We start from the raw sequence: 21,853 nt of genomic DNA on the forward strand, positions 1-21,853 counted from the left end.
TAAATAAAAAAATATGATTACTGTTCATAAAAAAAATCCCAATATATTACAAAATAAAAATATTTTTTGGAATACCTATCATATAACTCAGAAAGATCGAGAGTGTTTGCATAAACATCATGCAATATTGCTATGGTTTACTGGATTATCGGGATCTGGTAAATCTGCTGTGGCAGGTATTTTGGAAAAAAAATTATATCAAGAAAAAATTAGCACATATATATTGGATGGTGATAATATCAGATGTGGTTTATGTAGTGATTTAGGATTCAGTAGTCAGGATAGACATGAAAATATACGTAGAATTGGTGAGATAGCGCGATTAATGGTTGATGCAGGCATAGTAGTATTAGCCACTTGCATTTCACCTTATCAATCTGATCGTATTATGATTAGAAATATGTTTCCACAAAATTGTTTTGTAGAAATATTTGTTGACACTCCTATAAATATTTGTGAAGCACGGGACCCGAAAGGTTTGTATAAAAAAGCTAGATCTGGAGAAATAAAAAATTTTATTGGCGTTCATATACCGTATGAAATACCTAAAAATCCAGATATACATTTAGATGGCACCCAATCAGTAAAAACATTAATTAATCAATTGATGCAGTCATGTTTTTTACGGTTTTTTTTTAAAAATAATTGTTTAAAATAAAATAATGTTAAATAAATTATGTGCTAAATATATTTTTAGCTATTCATATAACAAATTCACAATAAATAATTGCATCCAAAATCATTTAATTAGTATTTTGTTTAATTTAAAATAATTTTCTTAAAATTATTATGTATTGTGTTAATAAATATATTAAATATTGCAATATTATGATTTGATTACATATAAATTTTTATGATTTATAATAAATGTATAGGAAAAAATTCTATTTTAATAAAAATAATATCATTATCTTGAGTATTAAAAAAAATAAATTAATTAAATATATTTCTAATATTGGTAAATAACATTTGAATAAATTAAGTTGTTTGTTAATAATATTATTTGTTTGGTTACAATATCTATTATGGTTTGGAAAAAATGGTGTATACGATTTAATAATTATTTTTAATTCAATAAAAAATTATCAAAACATTAATAATTTTAATCATATGAAGATTAGAAATAATCAATTATTATATGAAATATATGATTTGCATCATGGATTTAACGCGATTGAAGAACGAGCTAGATTTGATCTTGGAATGGTCAAGTCAGATGAGACTTTTTATTATACAGAGTATAAATAAGATTTAAATAAAATTAAATATTTATAAAAAATGAATTTTTCTATATGAAATCTTGCATTAAGAAACATGTTAAAAAAAAATTTCCTAATATTACTGCTATATTACCAGCGGCAGGTGTTGGTAAACGCATGCAAAGCGCGGTACCTAAACAATATTATTTAATTGGTAACAAAACATTATTAGAATATTCTATAGATACATTGTTATCTCAATCATGTATTTGTCATTGTATAGTAGTTATACATTCTCATGATTGTTGGTTTAGAAAGTTGTCCATTGCTTATGATCCTAGGATTAGTATAGTTATCGGAGGACCTACACGTGCTGATTCAGTCATGGCAGGATTACAACATGTAAAAAAAACAGTTTGGGTTATAGTCCATGATGCTGCTCGACCTTGTTTACATAAAGAAGATTTATTACGCTTGTTTGAAATTACAAAATTTTCTCATATAGGAGGAATTTTAGCTGTTCCAGTCTTTAATACAATTAAAAGAGCTTATCGTAACAGCGAATATATTAAATATACTGTTAATCGTGATAATTTATGGAATGCTTTAACACCTCAATTATTCAATTTTAACATTTTAAAATATTGTCTTGAGAAAGCTTTAAAAAATAAAGTAATTGTTACCGATGAAGCATCAGCAATAGAATATTGCGGATATACCTCTATTTTAATAAGAGGACGCGCAGATAATATAAAAGTTACTTATCAAGATGATTTAAAATTAGCCAGTTTTTATTTATCTAAATTAAATAATACGGGAATTTATAGGATATCTTAATATGCTACGTATTGGTTACGGTTTTGATACACATCCATTTGGAATAGGTCGTCCTTTTATTATTGGAGGGGTAAGAATACCTGATGACAGAGAAATTATAGCGCATTCGGACGGAGATGTAATGATACACGCATTAATAGATTCTCTGTTAGGCGCAGCATGTTTAGGTGATATTGGATCTATTTTTCCAGATACTGACATTCAGTATAGTAATATAGATAGTCGTAAATTACTAAGAATAATTTGGAATAAAATTTTTGATCAAGGTTTTACATTAAATAACATTGATATTACTGTAATTTTGCAGTATCCTAAAATTAATAAATATCTTTCACAAATTTGCTTTAATTTATCTAAAGATTTGCGCTGTTCTACAAAAAGTATTAATATAAAAGCAACTACTACTAATACACTAGGACATATTGGCTGTGCCAAGGGAATTGCTTGCGTAACAGTTGTATTACTAAATAGTACTGTTAGCGCTGCTATTTAATAAATTCTTACATGAATAAGAAAAAATTCCTTTTATAAAACATTTTACTGTACTAAATTATGTCATAATAGGTCATATTATATGAGTTTACAGTGAAATATTGTATTCTGATACAGAATCTATTTATTATAGATTTTATTAAATAATGAAATAAATTAGATTTAATATTTTTATTAAATACTTTGCATGTCTTTAAATAAAAGAACATAATTTTATGTATTTATTTGTTTACCTTTTTAAATTTATAAATAAAAAATTTTATTAAAATTAAAATCATACCGTACAATTTTAAGTATTAAATAAATGTATTAATACATTGGCATTAAATAGTTTATTAACTATTAATAAGACTTAAAAAATTAATTATAAAGAACTATAAGTATTTACTGAAAAATATTATATCTATAATTCATATAAAAGTTTTTATAACTTTCGTAAATCGTATAAATTTTAATATTTATAGATATAATGATATGCATTTATACATTTGTATAAATGTTAAACGTAATTGTTATGTAACCAAAAATATAAAAAATGTACATTATAAAATATAAGATATCTACATCTAGTAATTTTTGTGCATATAACAATATTTACTACTATTTTTATCATGAAAACATACCAGATCCAATAGAGAGATACTCTATATCAAGTAGATTACAAGAAGCAACTATTTAGATTTAGCTAAAATGAAAAATTTTGAAGACATTAATATATTTTGTATAAGTTAACACTTACGAGTACGAATAATTTAATCTTAATGAATTTTAAAAATTTTTTCTTGCAGAAAAACATTATTAGTTTAAATAGCATTTTTCTATAAAAAATATTTTATTTTCCAAAATAACAAGAATATTCATTCTTATATGAAAATATTTTATAATATACATATTTCCTGCAAACAATTGAAATTAATTTCAGATGAACATTGGAGTTAACTCTATCAATTGACGCAATAATCATAAACAATTGTGTTAGTACAGAATACGAATAATATAAGTGTTTATAACTCTATAAAGGCTGATTAACCTATATATTAACTATGGCAAATGTTATAGAGCGCTGATATACAGTTATATGTTATAATTATACAATAATTTCATTATTATTAAATATGATAATTATCTAAGCACTTATGTAAACAACAGTTGAATATTAAATGAAAGAAAACAAAAAATTAAAATAGGTGAATAGATTATTGTTGTCAGTCATAGTAAAATAACAAAGCAAAATTATATTTTGAAATTAGATATAAAAAAATCTATGAACCTCCATTATATATAAAAAATAATTATTTTTAAAATTATTTTGAATGTTAAAAATAATTATTTATTAAATTTTGATCATTATAGATATTATGAGAATAGTTTTTAAATAAATGTAATTTAATAATTTTTATTTCATTTCGTTTAATATAAATTTCTATTAAATATAGATAGAGTATACAAAAAAATATTTACAAGATTTCAGCACTGATTTTATTTATGCATAAAAAATAAAATCATATTTAGTTACATACCAAATATTAATTAATCAAAATGCTCTAAATCTTTATAAAAAAATATACTTTTAAATATAAAAAATATATTAAATATTTTAATTTTCAATATTATTTTCATAAAATCAAGTTGATTTAAATATCAACATTGCAGTTGTCTATACCTATAGTGCATAATAATACTGTACTTAATTGTAAAAAATACTACATTAAACATAATGCTTGTTTAGAATACTGATTACTACATAACAATATAATATTTATTATATTGAGTAAATTATAAAATATTTTAGTGTATTATTTAATTTTATATTTAAATTTAAATATATTTAATATTTTAATGTAAATTAATATAAATAAATTATATCTAAATAATATTTAAATATAGTATTTTCTGCATCACAGAATATTGTTATAATGCATTGTCTTTATATTTATAACATAAATTATATATAAAAGTTTATATGCCTAAAAAAACTGCTGCTATTCGACAGGAATTTCTAAATTTTTTTGTAAAAAAAGGACATAAAATTATAGAAAGTAGTAATTTAATACCCAATAATGATCAAACATTATTATTTACTAATGCCGGTATGAATCAGTTTAAAAATGTATTTTTAGGAATTGAAAAATCTCAATTTAAACGTGTCACTACTGCTCAGCGTTGTGTACGAGCAGGAGGTAAGCATAATGATTTGGATAACGTTGGGTATACTGATCAACATTTGACATTTTTTGAAATGTTGGGTAATTTTAGTTTTGGAGATTATTTTAAAGAAGAAGCAATCCAATTTGCTTGGGAATTATTAACAAGTGCAAATTGGTTTAATTTACCTAAAAAAAAATTATGGGTTACAGTCAATAAATATGACAATGAATCATATGATATATGGAAAAAAATAGTGGATATACCTGATGATCATATCATTAAAATTGGTGATGCTACAAACAACATACTTAATTCAGAAAATTTTTGGCAAATGGGTGCTCTGGGTCCCTGCGGGCCCTGCTCAGAAATATTTTTTGATTATGGAGAACAATTTTCAGGAGAAATCACTGATAATTCTAAAATATCTAAAAAAAGATACGTGGAAATTTGGAATTTAGTATTTATACAATTTAATCTCGAAAAAAATGGAAGTCTTTCAACATTACCAATAGTATCAGTTGATACTGGTATGGGATTGGAACGAATTTCTGCAGTATTACAGGGTGTACACAGTAATTATTCTATTGATATTTTTAAAAATTTAATATTTTCTATAGCTAATATTATTAAAATTGATTCTATGAACGATAGATCTATATATGTTTTGGCTGATCATATTCGTACATGTGTTTTTTTAATTAAAGATGGCGTATTACCTTCTAATGAAGGGCGAGGATATGTGTTACGTCGTATTATTAGAAGAGCGATTTTACACGGAAAAAAAATTGGTATAGATGATATTTTCTTTTATAAATTAGTATCGCCACTTATTCAACACACAAAAGATATATATAATAATTTACATCACATAAAAAATTTTGTAGAAGAAGTATTGATAAACGAAGAAAAATTATTTGAAATTACTTTAAATAAAGGATTAAAATTCTTAAAGAAAAAATTAAATTCATTAAGACATAATGTTCTATCTGGTAAAGAAGCATTTGATTTATACGATACTCATGGTTTTCCTTTAGAATTAACTAAAAGTGTTTGTCTGCAGTATAATGTAGATGTAAATCAAACAGAATTTGATAAATATATGCTACAACAAAAAAATCATATTAAAACAAAAATAATAAAAAATAGTTCTTTATATCAAGAAATATTAACATGCGATATATCTAGTATATTTATTGGATATGATACTTTATCTTATACATCTCAAATAATTAAATTATTTAATAATGAAATATCAGTAAAAAAAATTTCTGCACAAGACAATGGAATTGTAATTTTACAAAAAACTCCTTTTTATGGAGAATCTGGTGGACAAATAGGAGATTGCGGTAAATTATACACTAAATCTGGTATATTTCAAGTTAAAAACACGAAAAAATATGGAAATGCAATAGGTCATATAGGTTATGTAATTAATGGTGCTATTAATTTGGGGGAAGAAGCTTCTGCGCAAGTACAACAATATACAAGAAAATATATTGCTATAAATCATTCTGCTACACATTTATTACGTGTTGCTTTAATTAAAGTATTAGGATCACATATAATACAAAAAGGTTCATTAATTGATGCAAAACATTTACGCTTTGATTTTTCTCATAATATAGCAATGACAACAATACAAATTAATGAGGTAGAAAATTTTGTTAATAAACAAATATGGAACAATTTAAATGTTAAAACTAATATTATTCCTATAGAAACAGCTAAAAATATTAATGCTGTTATGCTACCTGATACAGAATATCAAAAAACAGTCCGTGTCCTAAATATAGGCAATATATCTAATGAATTGTGTGGAGGCACTCATGTAAAAAATACTGGAGAAATTGGTATTTTTTTAATTAACAAAGAATTTAGTATTGCTTCTGGAATTAGGCGAATTGAAGCAGTCACTAATGACATAGCATTATCTACGTTACATAACGATAGAGTATTACTAAAAAACATATTACAGGAAACGAAAAGTAATAGTGCAAATATATTAAATGATATACGTACACTTAAATATTGTTATCAAAAATTAACAAAAGAAATGCAATATTTACAGAACACACAAATTTTGCAACAATATCCATCTTGGATTAAGGACATCTATTATATTGGAAATATAAAAATTTTGATTAAACAAGTTGTTCATATGATGCCAAAAACATTATTAACTATAGTTGACTACTTTAAAAATCAATTAGAATCAGGAATTATTATTTTTATAAATATGAATAAAAATAATAAAATTAACTTAATAATAGCTATAACTAAAAATTTAATAACATTAAGTCATATTAATGCAGTTGATTTAATACATCGCGTAACAAATATTTTCGGGGGAAAAGGTGGTGGTAAACCGGACCTTGCGCAAGGTGGTATTCAAGACAATACTACTACAAACAAAGTTTCTATTGAAATAAATGCTATATTACGTCAAATCTTATAATAAAAAATTATTTTAATTTTTTAAAAAAAAATAATCAAAAATCTATAAAATAGACGTATTTATTTAAACCGTTTAACATATTTAAAAAAATAGAACTTTTAAAAAGCATAGCTATTATTTGAATTTTTCAAGGAGTAAAGGATGCTTATTCTCACTCGACGAGTTGGTGAAACTCTCATAATTGGTGACAATATAACAGTGACTGTATTAGGTATTAAAGGTAACCAAGTACGTATTGGTGTAAACGCTCCTAAAGACATATCTATACATCGAGAAGAAATTTATCAACGTATTAAATCTGAAAAATCTCCTCAAACTTTATGTTGAAAGTTATTTTTCTTAAAAATTATGATATGTAATATTCAGTGTTAAAATTAATAATTTAAATAAATAACTTTCAAGCTTTGAAAATGTTGTAATTCAATAGTAATTTTTTTAAAATTTAAAAATTTCTGCTAAAATGATGTTAAACATTATAAGTATATAATTCAATGATATATAGTGAGATGGCCGAGTGGCTTAAGGCACTCCCCTGCTAAGGGAGTATGCAGATACATACTGCATCGAGGGTTCGAATCCCTCTCTCACTGTAAATATAATTTTATAATAATGCACCCGTAGCTCAATTGGATAGAGCACTCGGCTACGAACCGAGCGATCGGAGGTTCAAATCCTCTCGGGTGTATTATTTATTATGTTATAAAAAATTTTATCTTTAGAAAAAGATAATTTTTTGTTATCATAAAGGGCGATTTGAATACAAAATAGACACTATTATGTCATATGAAAATAATTCATCCACAAAATAATTATAAAAATTTTTATTTAGAGTAATAAAAATGTTTGAAAAATTGTCCAATAAAATTTCACAAACAGTACGAAATGTTATTTACTCTGGTCGTTTGACAGAAAATAATATTAGAAGTACTTTAAATTCTATAAAAGTATCTCTTTTGGAAGCAGATGTTGCTTTACCTGTGGTAGAAAACTTTATTAATAAAGTAAAAGATGGAGTTATTGGAAAAAATGTTAATAAACATTTAACTCCAGGTCAAGAATTTATAAAAATAATGCATGCTGCTTTAACACAAACTATAGGAGAAGGATTAAATGATCTAAATTTAAATTCTCAAACTCCAACAATAATATTACTAATTGGTACGCAAGGCTCAGGAAAAACTACTACTACCGGAAAATTAGCGAAGTTTTTAAAAAATAAAAAAAATAAAAAAGTATTAGTAATATCAACTGATATATATAGACCAGCAGGTATGCAACAATTAAAAAATCTTGTTATTCCTGAAAATATTACTTTTTTTTCTGATTTTAATCATCATGACAAACCAATAAATATAGTTAAAAAAGCGATGATGTTTTTAAAAAACAGACCTTATGATACCATAGTAATAGATACCGCAGGTTGTCTGGATACTGATAACGTTTTGTTATCAGAATTGTCAGACATTCATAATACTATAAAGCCAATAGAAACTTTATTCGTTATAGATTCTATGATGGGGCAAGTATCAGTAAATCACGCCAATAAATTTAGTAAAATTTTGCCATTAACTGGAGTTATTTTAACTAAATTAGATGGAAGTACACGTGGTGGTGTTGCTTTATCTGTTAAATATCTTACAAAAAAACCTATAAAATTTATAGGGACTGGAGAAAACATTGATGCATTAGAAATTTTTAATGCATATAGAATAGCGGGTCGTATATTAGGCATGGGAGATATCCTCTCTCTCATTGATGAGCTTGATAATAAAGAACAATTTTTAAAACATGAAAAATATATACAAAAAAACAATGCCGATTTTAATTTATGTGATTTTTTAAATTATATAAAACAAATCAGAAATATGGGAGGAATTAATAAAATAATAAGTAAATTACCTAAATTAGGGATGGGTTTAGATAATATACAACAATCACATATTCAAAATAATATTTTCACACATATGGAAGCTATAATTAATTCTATGACTATTAAAGAACGTATACAACCTAATATTATTAATGGATCTAGAAAAAAACGCATAGCCACAGGATCTGGAGTAAAAATTCAAGATATTAATAAATTATTAAATAGATTTAATCAAATACGTACGGTTATGAAACAAATTAACAAAAATGGTGCGTTTCAAATGGTACGTACACTAAAAAATAAAATATCATCTAAATTATCATCAATTAAATAGATTAATATTTTCTATTGTAGGGTATAAATTTTCTTATTTTATATAATTTAATATAACATTATAATAGGTGATGTATTTATGCTAAGAATTAGATTAGCGCGAGGAGGATGCAAACAAGCGCCTTTTTATCATATAGTAGTTGCAAATAAAAAAAATGCACGAGATGGACGTTTTATTGAACGTTTGGGATACTTTAACCCTATTGCAAAACATTCTAATATTAAATTAAATATTAATACAAAAAGAACTGAATATTGGTTAAAAATAGGAGCATGCCCATCGAAACGTGTATTTAAATTAATAAAAATTTATAATAAAGATATTAATACAATGATACTAAAAATATGAAGAAAGCTCTCAAAATACCGACACAACCAGTAATAATAGGAAAAATAATAGGTGCATATGGAATATTAGGATGGGTTAGAATAATTTCATTTACTGAAAAATATAGCGACGTTTTTCATTATAAACCATGTTTTATAAAACCTAAAACTGTATGGATGTCTGTAAGTTTAGATCACTGGAAGTGTATTGGAAAAAAACATATTTCCAAAATTAGAGGAATTTCAGACAGAAATTCAGCAGAATTATTAAACAATTGCGAAATTATTATAGACAATAAGCAATTACCATATAAAAATTCCCAAGAATATTATTGGAAAGATATAATAGGATGCACAATATTAACAATACAAGGAATTAAATTAGGATATGTTTCTGAAATAATAGAAACCGGGGCTAACGACGTGCTAGTAGTAAAATTACTTAAAAATGATCTTTATACAGACAAAGATTGTTTAATTCCTTTTATATTTGAAAAAATTATCAAAAATGTTATTTTAACTGAAAACATTATTATTGTAGATTGGGATCCTAATTTTTAATTTTTTATAAAATTTTAAGGTTTATATGAAAATAGGTATAATTACTATATTTCCAAAAATGTTTTATGGTTTTATTCGCTATGGAATAGTAGGACGATCTGTTAAAAATAATATACTCTCTATAAATATTTGGAATCCACGTGCATTTACACAGAATAAATATCATAAAATAGATGATAAACCATATGGAGGAGAGCCAGGGATGTTAATGGCTATTCAACCTATTAAATACGCAATAAATGCAGCAAAAAAAAAATTGGAAGTACTGCCACAGTTATTTATCTATCTCCGCAGGGTAAAAAACTTAATCAAAAATATGTACGTAATCTGGCGCATGACAAAAAAAAAATAATCTTAATTTGCGGCAGATACAGAGGTATCGACGAACGATTGTTTTATGAAGATATTGACGAAGAATGGTCTATAGGTGATTATATACTAAGCGGAGGAGAATTAGCTGCTATGGTACTAATAGATACAGTGTCTAGAATGTTGCCCAAAGTTTTAGGAAATAAAAATTCAAAAATATCCGATTCTTTCGTTAAAAATATATTAGATTTCCCAAATTATACAAGACCAAAAAATTTTTTTGGAATGACAGTGCCATCAGTTTTATTATCAGGCAATCATGCTGCTATTGCTCGTTGGAAAATAAAACAAGCATTAGGTAATACTTGGATAAAAAGACCAGATTTATTTAATAAAATAATATTAAATGATTTAGAAAGAAAGTTATTATCTGAATTTAAAAATGAATATCTGCTAGAATTAAAAAAAAATAAGAGATAATATATGTTTAGATTAATAAATGATTTTGAAAACACACAAATTAAAAAAAATCTTCCTCAATTACATACAGGCGATACAGTAGAAGTTAAAACTTGGATTGCTGAGGGTAATAAAAAACGTTTGCAAATTTTTGAAGGCGTTATCATCTCTATTAAGAATAATGGTTTAAACTCTGCATTTACTGTAAGAAAAATTTCTAGCGGCGAAGGAGTAGAACGTGTGTTTCCGACGCATTCTCCCAATATTACAGAAATAAAAATTAAACGATTTGGCATGGTACGTCGCGCTAAATTATATTATTTACGTAATCTTAGTGGAAAAGCAGCCCGCATTAAAACACGTATAAAATGAATAAAATACCTTGTTATAAAGTATATAGAATTTTATTCTTTTTAGAATCTTACACAAATTTTACTATAGTATTAGGATATTTGTTTTGTTAAATTTATTAAATAAAATACGTAGCTAATATATGTTGCGATTATATTAATACCTTTATCATGCAAATGAAACATCAACATACATCTTTATTAAGATAATAAAAATCTATTACTAATAATAGCGCTAAAAATTAAAAATTATATTATTCAATTAATTAATTTATAATAATTTATTAACAATAATATATAAAAACTATATTTACATTAGTTTTATATATGTATCATAATATGATTAAATATCATTATTTTAATAGTTGTTTAAATATTGTGTGATTACATTAATCATATTAATAAGGCAATATACATATGAAAAAAAATAAGTGTAATAAGATACAGCATTATAATTCATACCCTATTATTACTCCGGAACAATTAAAAATACAGTTCCCTATTACATATGAAGAACAAAAAACTATTACTGATTCTCAAAACATAATTAAAAATATAATCAATAAACGTGATCACCGTTTATTGATTATATGTGGACCATGTTCTATTCACGATGTTAACGCTGCTTTAGATTATGCTAATAAATTAAAAATTTTAGCAACAAAACTGCAAGAACAACTATACATTGTTATGCGTGTATATTTAGAAAAACCACGTACTAATATAGGTTGGAAAGGTTTAATATATGATCCAAATCTTAATAATTCTAATGATATTGAATTAGGATTAAAAATTGCACGAAATCTTCTTATAAAACTAATAAAAATTGGATTACCACTGGCTACTGAAGTATTAAACCCAAATATTCCGCAATATTTTAGTGAATTGTTTAGTTGGATTTCTATAGGAGCACGTACCACAGAATCACAAATACATCGAGAAATAGCTTCTGGATTATCTACATCAGTAGGTTTTAAAAATAGTACTGATGGCAGTTTTTCTAACGCAATAAATGCAATGCGTGCCGCTATGATACCACACCACTATATTGGTATTGATATATCAGGCAAAGTATGCGTACTACATACTAAAGGCAATACTAATACTCATATAATTCTAAGAGGAGGAAAACATCCCAATTACTATCCTGAAAATATTATTAGTTGTGAAAAAAAAATGATTCAAGCAGGATTGCCGAAAATACTTATGATAGATTGTAGTCATGGAAATTCTAATAAAGATTATCGTCGTCAAATTGACGTAGTACAGTCAGTATTACAACAAATTCAAAATGGTAATCATTCTATTATTGGTTTAATGCTTGAAAGTTATATTTATTCTGGTAATCAATCAATGTATTCATCTAATACTTCAATGCAATATGGAATATCTATTACTGATGCATGCATCAGCTGGGAATCTACCGAAGATTTGCTATATTTATTACACAAACAACTAAAACCATTTCTTGCGAATCGCATGTAAACGGAAAATAAAATAATATGATAGCAGAATTACGTTATTTAAGAAAAAAAATTGATAAAATAGATCAAAATTTATTAAGATTATTGTCTGAAAGACTGGCTCTAGTTTCTAAAGTAGGAGAAATAAAAAGTCGTTATGGATTATTAATTCACGTTCCAGATAGAGAAGAAATAATTATTAATTGCAGAAAAAAAGAAGCGGTAAAATTAGGTATTTCCCCAGATTTTGTTGAAGATATTCTACGTCGTATTATAAATGAATCTTATTTTCAAGAAAATAAAAAAGGATTTAAAACATTATGTCCAAATTTAGGCCCAATTGTTATTATTGGTGGAAAAGGGCAAATGGGGTATTTTTTTTATAAAATGTTAACTTTATCAGGATATAAAGTAAGAATATTAGATAAAAATGATTGGATAAATGCTAAATCAATATTAAAGGATGTTAATATGATAATAATTAGCGTTCCTATTCATTTAGTTCTTGAAGTCATTAAAAAATTACCATATTTATCTGATGATTGTGTTATAGTAGATTTATCATCTGTAAAACAAGTATCTTTAAATGCTATATTGGCGGCACACACTGGTCCAGTATTAGGATTACATCCTATGTTTAATCCAGATTACGGCAGTATGGTACAACAAGTAGTAATTTACTGTGAAGGGCGTTATCCAAAAGCATATCAATGGTTATTACAACAAATACAACTTTGGGGAGCAAGATTACATTGTTGTAACATTCAAGAACATGATCAGTATATGTCTTTAATACAAGGGTTATGTCATTTTACTACCTTTATTTCCGGATATTTTTTGTTAAAGGAAAACATTAATTTAAAAAAAATTTTATCTTTTTCTTCACCAATATTTCAATTAAAATTAATAATAATGGGCCGTCTGTTTTCGCAAGATCCTCAATTATATGCGGATATAATTATGAATTCTAAAAATAATTTAGGATTAATTCAACAATATCATAAAAGAATCGGGGAAATTCTTAAACTATTAGAATTCAATAAAAAACAAGAATTTATTAATCAATTTAAAAAAATTCAAAATTGGTTAAATATATATAAAAAAGATTTTCTTAAAGAAAGCCGAAAAATATTGCGTCAAATTCATCTGATTAAATAGAATTTTTTTTAGAAAAATATTCCGTATTAAATGCTTGATATTTAATTACATTTAAATTAAATGTTTATTTTTTATTAAATAATTCATAAATTATTTAATACGTTATTAATAATAGCAAACAAGCTCACGTTTATAAAAATTTAATTATTCTGATATATAGTATTAAATCGTATTAATAATAATTGATTTACTATATTGTATCATGTCTAATTGAGTAACAGCCTAATATTTTTAACGAATCAACAATATTTTTTAATATAATTAAAATTTGTTTCATATAAACATCATATATACATGTCGTAATATCAATAATCGCAATAGTTTTATTTAGTTGATTACGCCATACAATTTTAGTACGTAAATAATTTACTTTTTTCCTATAAAATTCTAATATTTTAAAAATCTCATATAATTTTTCAGATTTTTTATTAATAGAAACAATAATTATTGTTTTTATATTAATAGAATTCTTAATATGAATAAAATTTTTCTTTCTTAAAATAAAGAATTTTGTCATGTTTTTTTGACAATTAGATATGTTGCTTTTGAGCAATGGATGTAATCCATAATATTTACCACCTTGCATACTGCCTAATGCAGCTAAATTAAATTGATTCAATTCTGAAACTGTTTTCATAGCCGCTGCACTACTTTCACAAAATATTATTTTCCATATTGAAAAATACTTTTTTAAAAATTCACTACATTGAATAATAGGTTGTGGGTGACTATATATCGTTTGAACATGGTTTATATCAACACAAGAATCAACTAAAATACAATGTTTTATGGGAATAGTGATTTCTCCTACTAAAAATAATGATGTATTCAATAATAAATTACATACTTCATTAATTAAACCAGTACTGGAATTTTCAATGGGGACAATGCCATATTCTACACAACAAGATTCTACTAAGGTAAAAATATCATAAAATCTGCAACAACTATATTGCACAATTTTCTCAAAATAAATGTCAGAATATTTCATAGCGGCAATATAAGAGTAAGAACCCTTAGGACCCAAAAATGCCACTCGCACTGTAGATTTAGAAACCATAAATTTATTATAAATTTCAAGTAATAATATATTATTATACAATAATTATTGATAACAATATTTTATATAACAATATACACTTATATTAAATTTTAATTATATTAAATTAATTAAAAAATTTTATAACCAAAATTATTAATTAAATGCTACTTAATTTTCATGATATATTTATATATACTTATTTCTAATTTTATTGGAATATTAATATATTGAATTAATAAACATAATTTTTTCTAATTTATCAGCTAAATCTAATAAGTGTATACTTTTATATGCATATAACATATATGGTAATGCTTCACGAGTGGCCTTAGTATCTGAAAAGTTGTATAACATTTTTTCTACGCGAGATATTACTGATATATAAGCATGTCTTTTAAAATAAAATTTAACTACAGCGAGCTCGTATTGAGCGATTCTATTTTTTAAAAAAATTAAACGAGCATGTGCATCAAAAGAATATTGACTATTTGGATATTGACGTATAAGCTCTGCGAAAGCAGAAAATGCTATTTTAGCGTATCGTGGATCACGATCAAACCAATCTATATTTAGATATTTTATCAAAGTCCCTCTATTTCTGTCTAAGTACATATTTATTACACCATACATATATAATATGTAATCATAATGTTCATTATTCAGATATAATTGCAAAAAATTTTCAGCATAATTATTAGCTAATTTTAAATTGTTTATTTTGAAATATGAATAAATCAAATCTAAATAAATTTGTTGTGGACAAGGATTAAATAAATTTAAGTTTTTTAAAATTATCAAATCTTGTATAGCCCCTTTATAATCAGAATTAAGCATCTTTTTTTTTGCAGACTTATAAATAAAATAAGGCGAATTACTCACAGGCTTAACAGCAGCTGTTACATTAGCTACTATAATCATATAGCTAGCTAAAATAGTTAGTATATACAATTTAACATTCATAATTAAAATTATTATTAGTATTCCAATAAATATTAAAAATATCGTTATATAATATATATATTACAATATGAATGTCTACTATATAAAACAGAAACTAATATTTGTTTAATAACAATGATATTTTATAAAAAATATATTATAAAACCTTTTAAAATACAAATGTCTCATTCTGGAGAACGATTAGACTATGCACTCGCTAAAATATTACCTAATTATTCACGTTCTAAAATAAAATCTTGGATACTTTCGCACAAAGTAAGTATCAATAAAATTATTAGTACAATTCCTAAAAAAAAAATTACAGGGGGAGAATTTGTTGAAATAAAAAATGTTATTGAAACTGATAATTCTATAATTCCTCAAAACATCCCTCTTGATATTGTATACGAAGATCATGACATACTCATAATAAATAAAGCAAAAAATATCGTCGTTCATCCTGGTGTTAAAAATAATTCAGGTACTATATTAAATGCATTGCTTTATAAATATCCTGATATTGTGCAAGTACATCGAGCAGGTATTGTGCAACGTTTAGATAAAGATACTACTGGACTAATGATCGTAGCAAAAAATACTGTGTCATATCACAATTTATTACAACTTTTTAAGAAAAAACAAATTATTCGAGAATATGTAGCAATAGTACTTGGAAAATTTCCCAATAACGCAGGACAAATAAATCAACCAATTTGTAGACATACACATCATCGTACCAAAATGATGGCAAATCCTGTTGGAAAATCAGCTATTACTAAGTATTGGGTTATAGAAACCTTTAAAATGCATACTAAATTAAATGTGCGTATTGAAACCGGAAGAACACATCAAATTCGTGTTCATATGTCGTATATTAAACACCCAATCATTGGGGATCGAACATATGGAAAATGCACATATTCTGCTAAAAATATATCTAATGAACTTAATAAGTATCTAATGCTTTTTTCTCGTCAAGCACTGCATGCTTGCAGATTACAAATATTACATCCTATTTCTAATATAAAAATGCAATGGAAAATACCACTACCTCAAGATATAATTGATTTAATTAAAATACTAAGACAATAATTAATAATTATTGATGAAAATTGTTATTTATTACATCAATGGTATACATTATAATTTTGTATGCGCAATTAGGATTATATAATGTATAACTTGCATTTAAAAAATTTATCTTTATTATAAAAACCGATATTATTATTGAATAATAAGCATATTGTATACTATTTGTATTAGGAAAATATCATGCAATTAGATAATTTCACCCATAATTTTCAATTGGCCCTTTCTCATGCCCAATCTATAGCGTTAACAAAAAATAATCAATTCATTGAACCAATACATGTGATGCTTGCTTTTTTGCAAGATAAGAACGGATCTGTATATAAAATCTTGATAGATTCCGGATCTAATATGATTCAATTAACTAATTTAATTGAACAAGCATGTGACTCATTACCAAAAACAAAAGTCAATGTAAATAATGTGCAATGTTCTTATGAACTAATTAAATTATTAAATTTATGCAGTGAATTTTCAAAAAAATATAATGACTCTTTTATTACATCAGAAATGTTTATTTTATCTATTATTGAGTTTCATGGAATATTAAGAGATTTATTAAAACAATCTGGTGTAAATTTAAAAAATTTAAAAAAGTCTGTTGACTATATACGTAATCATTACAATATAAATGATCCAATATCAGAATCTCAACGTCAAGTTCTAGAAAAATTCACTGTAGATATCACTGCTCTTGCAGAACAAAATAAATTAGATCCTGTAATTGGTAGAGATGAAGAAATTCGTCGAACTATGCAGGTCTTACAAAGACGTACTAAAAATAATCCTGTACTTATTGGAAAGCCTGGAGTCGGCAAAACTGCTATTATTGAAGGATTAGCGCAGCGTATTATTAATGATGAAGTCCCAGAAGGATTGAAAAATTGTCGAATATTAGCATTAGACATGGGATCATTACTGGCTGGAACTAAATATAGAGGAGAATTTGAAGAACGCTTAAAGCATGTGCTAAATGATGTATCTAAAAAAAATAGTAATATTGTTTTATTTATTGATGAATTACATGTCATGGTAGGTGCTGGGAAAAGTGATGGAGCAATGGATGCAAGTAATATGTTAAAACCAAGATTAGCTAGGGGAGAATTACATTGCGTAGGGGCAACAACATTCAATGAATATAGCGTGTATATTGAAAAGGATGCAGCTTTAGAAAGACGTTTTCAAAAAATATTAATTAATGAACCTAATATTGAATCTACTATTGCTATTCTTAGGGGATTAAAAGAACGCTATGAATTACATCATAACGTTCACATTACTGATCCCGCAATAGTAGCATCCGCAAATTTATCGAATCGATATATTTCTGATCGCCAATTACCAGATAAAGCTATTGATTTAATTGATGAAGCAGCTTCTAATATTCGTATTCAAATTGATTCTAAACCAGAAGAGTTAGATAGACTAGAAAGATATATTATACAATTAAAACTAGAACAACAAGCATTAAAAAAAGAATCAGATACTGCTAGCATAAAACAATTGCAAATATTAACTAATACATTAATAAAAAAAGAACAAGAATTTAATATTCTTGAAGAAACTTGGAAAAATGAAAAAAAATCTTTATATACAATACAAAATATTAAATCTGATTTAGAAAAATCAAAAATTGCTATAGATCAAGCACGTCGTACTGGCGATTTAGCTCGTATGTCTGAGTTACAATACGGTACAATACCAGAATTAGAAAAAAAACTATCAAAAATTTTAAAAAATAATAATGAAAAAACATATATTTTACGTAATTATGTTACTGAAATAGAAATAGCTGAAACACTATCTCGTTGGACTGGCATTCCAGTATCACGTATGCTAACTAGCGAACAAGAAAAATTATTAAACATGGAAGATATATTACATAAATTAGTTATTGGACAAGATACAGCGGTTACAGCAGTATCTGACGCTATCCGTCGTAGTCGTTCTGGATTATCTGAAATTAAGCGTCCAATTGGTTCATTTATGTTTTTAGGACCTACTGGTGTTGGAAAAACTGAATTGTGTAAAGCATTATCTGAACTACTTTTTGATACTAATAATGCTATGGTTCGTATTGATATGTCTGAATTTATGGAAAAACATTCTGTGTCAAAATTGTTAGGTGCTCCTCCAGGTTATATTGGATACGAATCAGGAGGTTATTTAACTGAAGCAGTACGTCGTAAACCATATTCTCTAATTCTATTAGACGAAATAGAAAAAGCACATATAGAAATACTAAATATATTATTACAAATACTTGATGATGGACGATTAACAGATGGACATGGACGTACGATAGATTTTGCTAACACTATTATCATAATGACATCTAATTTAGGATCAGAGTTAATTCAAAAATACTGTAGTATAATAGACTATCAAAAAATTAAAAACAATGTATTAGAAATAGTACGTGAGAAATTTAGACCAGAATTCGTTAATAGAATAGATGAAATAGTAGTTTTTCATCCTTTGAATACCACACATCTTACTAAAATTGCTGCTATTCAACTTCAACATTTATGCAAACGATTAGAAGAAAAAGGATATTCTCATGTTCATATTACTGAAGCGACATTAATTTTTCTATCAAAAATTGGATATGATCCTGTATATGGAGCTCGTCCGTTAAAACGCGCTATACAACAATATATTACTAATCCACTTGCTAAACACATATTATCTGGAAATCTATTACCCGGTATTAGCATTACTTTAGATGTAAAAAATAATAATATTGTGTTTTCACAAAAATCTAATGCATAATTACTTTCAAATATACTTAATAAGTAATAGATTTATTTATATTAAAAAAAATTCAAATTTATTAGAATTATACTATTTTACTAAAATGCATAGAGTATATGAAAAATTATATTCAATTAAAATCATTAAATACTTTTAGGATTAGTGTTTTTGCTGCGCAGGTAATTAAAATATATGATGTATACGCTTTAATAAAACATTGGAAGAACACTTACTATAAAGCACAACCTGTACTTATTTTAGGCAGAGGTAGTAATGTATTATTTTTGGATAATTTTATTGGTACTATTTTGATCAACAAAATAAAGGGGATCTTTGTTACTGAATATAATAAAATATGGAGGCTCCGGGTTGGAGCAGGGGAAAAGTGGGATAAATTAGTTACATATGCTATAAATCATAATATACCAGGTTTAGAAAATTTAGCATGTATTCCAGGCTCAGTAGGAGCAGCGCCAATTCATAATATTGGCGCATATGGCATAGAATTATCCAAAATATGTGAATATGTAGATATTATAGACTTATATAATGAAAAAGTAATTCGTTTTACTCACGAAGAATGTCTTTTTCAGTATAGAAGTAGTATATTTAAAAATATTTTAAAAAATTATGCTATTATATTCGTGGGATTAAAATTATCCAAAAAATGGAAACCTATATTAAATTACGGGGAATTAAATTGTTTAAAAAAACATTATATTACTCCAAAACAAATTTTCAAATTTATACGTAAAATTAGGTATAATAAAATACCCAATGTAAAAAAAACTGGAAATGCAGGTAGTTTTTTTAAAAATCCAATAATAAACGCTAAAAAAGCATACAATTTACTCAGTCTATACCCGAATATGCCGTATTATCGTCAAATAGACGGAGCAATGAAATTATCAGCAGGATGGTTAATAGATAATTGTTCATTAAAAGGTTATATTTTGGGACGAGCTGCAATTTACTCAAAACAATCATTAATATTAATTAATAATAAAAACATGGCTAATGGCACTGAAATCGCTGCATTAGCTTTATACATATATACTAGCGTTGCAAAAAAATTTAATATTTATTTGCAACCAGAAGTTATATTTATAGGAAAGCACGGAAAAATAAATCCAAAAAAAATATTTTTATAAAAAAACATATATAATTTTTTACAATATTTAAAGTAACTACAATATAGTAGAATTATATGTTCCATCATGATTTTTTTTTACCAAAACAAAATAATTTATCACAATTACTTCTAAAAAATAGAATAATTGTATTAAAGAAAATTAATTCAACCAATCAATATATAATTGATAATATTCCTAGACTCAAGATAGGTGATGCTTGTGTTACAGACCACCAAACACAAGGCCGAGGTAGAACTGGAAAAATTTGGATTGCTCCTATTGGACAAAGTATCTGTTTATCAATGTATTGGAAATTAAACAAGACTTTGCCTACAATTATTAAATTAAGTATAATGATTAGTATCGTTGTCGCAAGAATCCTCAAAAAATTAGGTGTGTCTCATATTAAAATCAAGTGGCCCAACGATTTATATGTTAATGAACGTAAATTAGCAGGAATTTTAATTGAAACTATAACGAAAGCTCATTGTACTACTCACCTAATAATAGGAATTGGCTTAAACATATCCATACAAACACCTACACAATTAAATTCGCAAATTGGTAAAAATTGGATTGATTTAAAAAGTATAGGTATTATCATAAATCGTAACTTTCTAACAAAAATATTAGTCAATACTTTACGTAAAAAATTAAAAGATTTTACGTTATTTGATTTAGAGCCATTCATGACTCACTGGAAATATTTCGATTACTTGTATAATAAATCAATATTATTATCAATCAATAATTGTAAAATAATTTATGGTATAGCTCTTGGAATCAATTCGCATGGAGCACTAATTCTAAAAAAATCAGAAAAAATCTACTATTTCTCAGGAGGTAATATTTCTATACAAATAATATAAAAATTAAATAATTAAATTAATTCTATATTAATAGAATTAAGTAGTAATAACGCAACTAATTATAAT

At 25.4% G+C, this 21,853-nt stretch carries 19 protein-coding genes, 2 tRNA genes and 1 pseudogene; 20 read left to right on the forward strand and 2 right to left on the reverse strand.

The annotated features are described in order from the left end of the window. Window positions 1-13 precede the first annotated feature (13 nt). The 16 genes and pseudogenes from cysC (at window position 14) to tyrA (ending at window position 13,961) form a co-directional block, all read left to right on the forward strand. The gene (cysC, locus tag M9405_RS00730) at window positions 14-658 is read left to right on the forward strand and encodes an adenylyl-sulfate kinase (RefSeq protein WP_250223377.1); all 645 of its coding nucleotides are present in this window, start codon (window positions 14-16) and stop codon (window positions 656-658) included. 311 nt (window positions 659-969) lie between these two features. Then, a complete protein-coding gene (locus M9405_RS00735) occupies window positions 970-1,248 on the forward strand; it encodes a septum formation initiator family protein (RefSeq protein WP_250223378.1) in 279 nt (92 codons plus the stop codon). Between the two features lie 44 nt (window positions 1,249-1,292). Further along, window positions 1,293-2,036, forward strand: a complete 744-nt coding sequence (gene ispD, locus M9405_RS00740; protein WP_250223379.1) for a 2-C-methyl-D-erythritol 4-phosphate cytidylyltransferase — start codon at window positions 1,293-1,295, stop codon at window positions 2,034-2,036. 1 nt (window position 2,037) lies between these two features. Next, a complete protein-coding gene (gene ispF, locus M9405_RS00745) occupies window positions 2,038-2,529 on the forward strand; it encodes a 2-C-methyl-D-erythritol 2,4-cyclodiphosphate synthase (RefSeq protein ID WP_250223380.1) in 492 nt (163 codons plus the stop codon). 534 nt (window positions 2,530-3,063) lie between these two features. Next, entirely contained in the window at window positions 3,064-3,207 is a 144-nt protein-coding gene (locus M9405_RS00750; RefSeq protein WP_250223381.1) for a hypothetical protein, read from the forward strand. Window positions 3,208-4,491: 1,284 nt separating this feature from the next. Beyond that, the gene (gene alaS, locus M9405_RS00755; RefSeq protein ID WP_250223382.1) at window positions 4,492-7,131 is read left to right on the forward strand and encodes an alanine--tRNA ligase; all 2,640 of its coding nucleotides are present in this window, start codon (window positions 4,492-4,494) and stop codon (window positions 7,129-7,131) included. Window positions 7,132-7,272: 141 nt separating this feature from the next. Then, window positions 7,273-7,458, forward strand: coding sequence for a carbon storage regulator CsrA (csrA, locus tag M9405_RS00760; protein WP_250223383.1), 186 nt, complete (start codon window positions 7,273-7,275; stop codon window positions 7,456-7,458). Window positions 7,459-7,631: 173 nt separating this feature from the next. Then, window positions 7,632-7,721, forward strand: a tRNA-Ser gene (locus M9405_RS00765). A gap of 21 nt (window positions 7,722-7,742) precedes the next feature. Beyond that, window positions 7,743-7,816, forward strand: a tRNA-Arg gene (locus M9405_RS00770). Window positions 7,817-7,970: 154 nt separating this feature from the next. Beyond that, a complete protein-coding gene (gene ffh, locus M9405_RS00775) occupies window positions 7,971-9,335 on the forward strand; it encodes a signal recognition particle protein (protein ID WP_250223384.1) in 1,365 nt (454 codons plus the stop codon). A gap of 78 nt (window positions 9,336-9,413) precedes the next feature. Next, window positions 9,414-9,683, forward strand: a complete 270-nt coding sequence (rpsP, locus tag M9405_RS00780; RefSeq protein ID WP_250223385.1) for a 30S ribosomal protein S16 — start codon at window positions 9,414-9,416, stop codon at window positions 9,681-9,683. After that, window positions 9,680-10,222 carry a ribosome maturation factor RimM gene (gene rimM / locus M9405_RS00785; RefSeq protein WP_250223386.1) on the forward strand — a complete coding sequence of 181 codons (543 nt, stop codon included), beginning with the start codon at window positions 9,680-9,682 and terminating at the stop codon, window positions 10,220-10,222. The genes rpsP and rimM overlap by 4 nt, the downstream gene beginning before the upstream one ends. Window positions 10,223-10,247: 25 nt before the next feature. After that, a pseudogene (gene trmD, locus M9405_RS00790) lies at window positions 10,248-11,011 on the forward strand (tRNA (guanosine(37)-N1)-methyltransferase TrmD). A 3-nt stretch (window positions 11,012-11,014) separates the two neighbouring features. Continuing rightward, window positions 11,015-11,362, forward strand: coding sequence for a 50S ribosomal protein L19 (gene rplS, locus M9405_RS00795; RefSeq protein WP_250223387.1), 348 nt, complete (start codon window positions 11,015-11,017; stop codon window positions 11,360-11,362). 395 nt (window positions 11,363-11,757) lie between these two features. Beyond that, complete coding sequence (locus tag M9405_RS00800; protein WP_250223388.1) at window positions 11,758-12,825, forward strand: 3-deoxy-7-phosphoheptulonate synthase; 1,068 nt, start codon at window positions 11,758-11,760, stop codon at window positions 12,823-12,825. A 17-nt stretch (window positions 12,826-12,842) separates the two neighbouring features. Continuing rightward, window positions 12,843-13,961: a bifunctional chorismate mutase/prephenate dehydrogenase gene (gene tyrA / locus M9405_RS00805; RefSeq protein ID WP_250223389.1), complete on the forward strand. Its 1,119-nt coding sequence runs from the start codon at window positions 12,843-12,845 to the stop codon at window positions 13,959-13,961. Between the two features lie 190 nt (window positions 13,962-14,151). Here the strand turns inward: tyrA and M9405_RS00810 are convergent, their stop codons facing one another. Beyond that, on the reverse strand, window positions 14,152-15,021 hold the full coding sequence (locus M9405_RS00810) for a prephenate dehydratase domain-containing protein (protein ID WP_250223390.1): 870 nt from the start codon (window positions 15,019-15,021) through the stop codon (window positions 14,152-14,154). A 201-nt stretch (window positions 15,022-15,222) separates the two neighbouring features. Next, a complete protein-coding gene (bamD, locus tag M9405_RS00815) occupies window positions 15,223-15,921 on the reverse strand; it encodes an outer membrane protein assembly factor BamD (protein WP_250223391.1) in 699 nt (232 codons plus the stop codon). A 201-nt stretch (window positions 15,922-16,122) separates the two neighbouring features. On the opposite strand from bamD, the gene rluD reads away from it, so the two are divergent. From rluD to M9405_RS00835, 4 genes are all read left to right on the forward strand, one after another. Beyond that, window positions 16,123-17,034: a 23S rRNA pseudouridine(1911/1915/1917) synthase RluD gene (gene rluD, locus M9405_RS00820; protein WP_250223392.1), complete on the forward strand. Its 912-nt coding sequence runs from the start codon at window positions 16,123-16,125 to the stop codon at window positions 17,032-17,034. Window positions 17,035-17,214: 180 nt separating this feature from the next. Next, window positions 17,215-19,803, forward strand: a complete 2,589-nt coding sequence (gene clpB, locus M9405_RS00825) for an ATP-dependent chaperone ClpB (protein WP_250223393.1) — start codon at window positions 17,215-17,217, stop codon at window positions 19,801-19,803. Window positions 19,804-19,901: 98 nt separating this feature from the next. Then, the gene (gene murB, locus M9405_RS00830; protein ID WP_250223394.1) at window positions 19,902-20,936 is read left to right on the forward strand and encodes a UDP-N-acetylmuramate dehydrogenase; all 1,035 of its coding nucleotides are present in this window, start codon (window positions 19,902-19,904) and stop codon (window positions 20,934-20,936) included. 56 nt (window positions 20,937-20,992) lie between these two features. Then, on the forward strand, window positions 20,993-21,787 hold the full coding sequence (locus tag M9405_RS00835) for a biotin--[acetyl-CoA-carboxylase] ligase (RefSeq protein WP_250223395.1): 795 nt from the start codon (window positions 20,993-20,995) through the stop codon (window positions 21,785-21,787). The last annotated feature ends 66 nt before the right edge of the window (window positions 21,788-21,853 follow it).

It is taken from the genome of Candidatus Blochmannia ocreatus (assembly GCF_023585745.1).
GTDB classification, from domain to species: Bacteria; Pseudomonadota; Gammaproteobacteria; order Enterobacterales; family Enterobacteriaceae; genus Blochmanniella; species Blochmanniella ocreatus.

Bases quoted from the DNA above. Each gene is read 5' to 3' on its own strand.
- cysC (WP_250223377.1), top strand. From the start codon at position 14: ATGATTACTGTTCATAAAAAAAATCCCAATATATTACAAAATAAAAAT.
- ispD (WP_250223379.1), top strand. From the start codon at position 1,293: ATGAAATCTTGCATTAAGAAACATGTTAAAAAAAAATTTCCTAATATT.
- ispF (WP_250223380.1), top strand. From the start codon at position 2,038: ATGCTACGTATTGGTTACGGTTTTGATACACATCCATTTGGAATAGGT.
- M9405_RS00750 (WP_250223381.1), top strand. From the start codon at position 3,064: ATGTACATTATAAAATATAAGATATCTACATCTAGTAATTTTTGTGCA.
- alaS (WP_250223382.1), top strand. From the start codon at position 4,492: ATGCCTAAAAAAACTGCTGCTATTCGACAGGAATTTCTAAATTTTTTT.
- csrA (WP_250223383.1), top strand. From the start codon at position 7,273: ATGCTTATTCTCACTCGACGAGTTGGTGAAACTCTCATAATTGGTGAC.
- ffh (WP_250223384.1), top strand. From the start codon at position 7,971: ATGTTTGAAAAATTGTCCAATAAAATTTCACAAACAGTACGAAATGTT.
- rpsP (WP_250223385.1), top strand. From the start codon at position 9,414: ATGCTAAGAATTAGATTAGCGCGAGGAGGATGCAAACAAGCGCCTTTT.
- rimM (WP_250223386.1), top strand. From the start codon at position 9,680: ATGAAGAAAGCTCTCAAAATACCGACACAACCAGTAATAATAGGAAAA.
- rplS (WP_250223387.1), top strand. From the start codon at position 11,015: ATGTTTAGATTAATAAATGATTTTGAAAACACACAAATTAAAAAAAAT.
- M9405_RS00800 (WP_250223388.1), top strand. From the start codon at position 11,758: ATGAAAAAAAATAAGTGTAATAAGATACAGCATTATAATTCATACCCT.
- tyrA (WP_250223389.1), top strand. From the start codon at position 12,843: ATGATAGCAGAATTACGTTATTTAAGAAAAAAAATTGATAAAATAGAT.
- M9405_RS00810 (WP_250223390.1), bottom strand. From the start codon at position 15,021: ATGGTTTCTAAATCTACAGTGCGAGTGGCATTTTTGGGTCCTAAGGGT.
- bamD (WP_250223391.1), bottom strand. From the start codon at position 15,921: ATGATTATAGTAGCTAATGTAACAGCTGCTGTTAAGCCTGTGAGTAAT.
- rluD (WP_250223392.1), top strand. From the start codon at position 16,123: ATGTCTCATTCTGGAGAACGATTAGACTATGCACTCGCTAAAATATTA.
- clpB (WP_250223393.1), top strand. From the start codon at position 17,215: ATGCAATTAGATAATTTCACCCATAATTTTCAATTGGCCCTTTCTCAT.
- murB (WP_250223394.1), top strand. From the start codon at position 19,902: ATGAAAAATTATATTCAATTAAAATCATTAAATACTTTTAGGATTAGT.
- M9405_RS00835 (WP_250223395.1), top strand. From the start codon at position 20,993: ATGTTCCATCATGATTTTTTTTTACCAAAACAAAATAATTTATCACAA.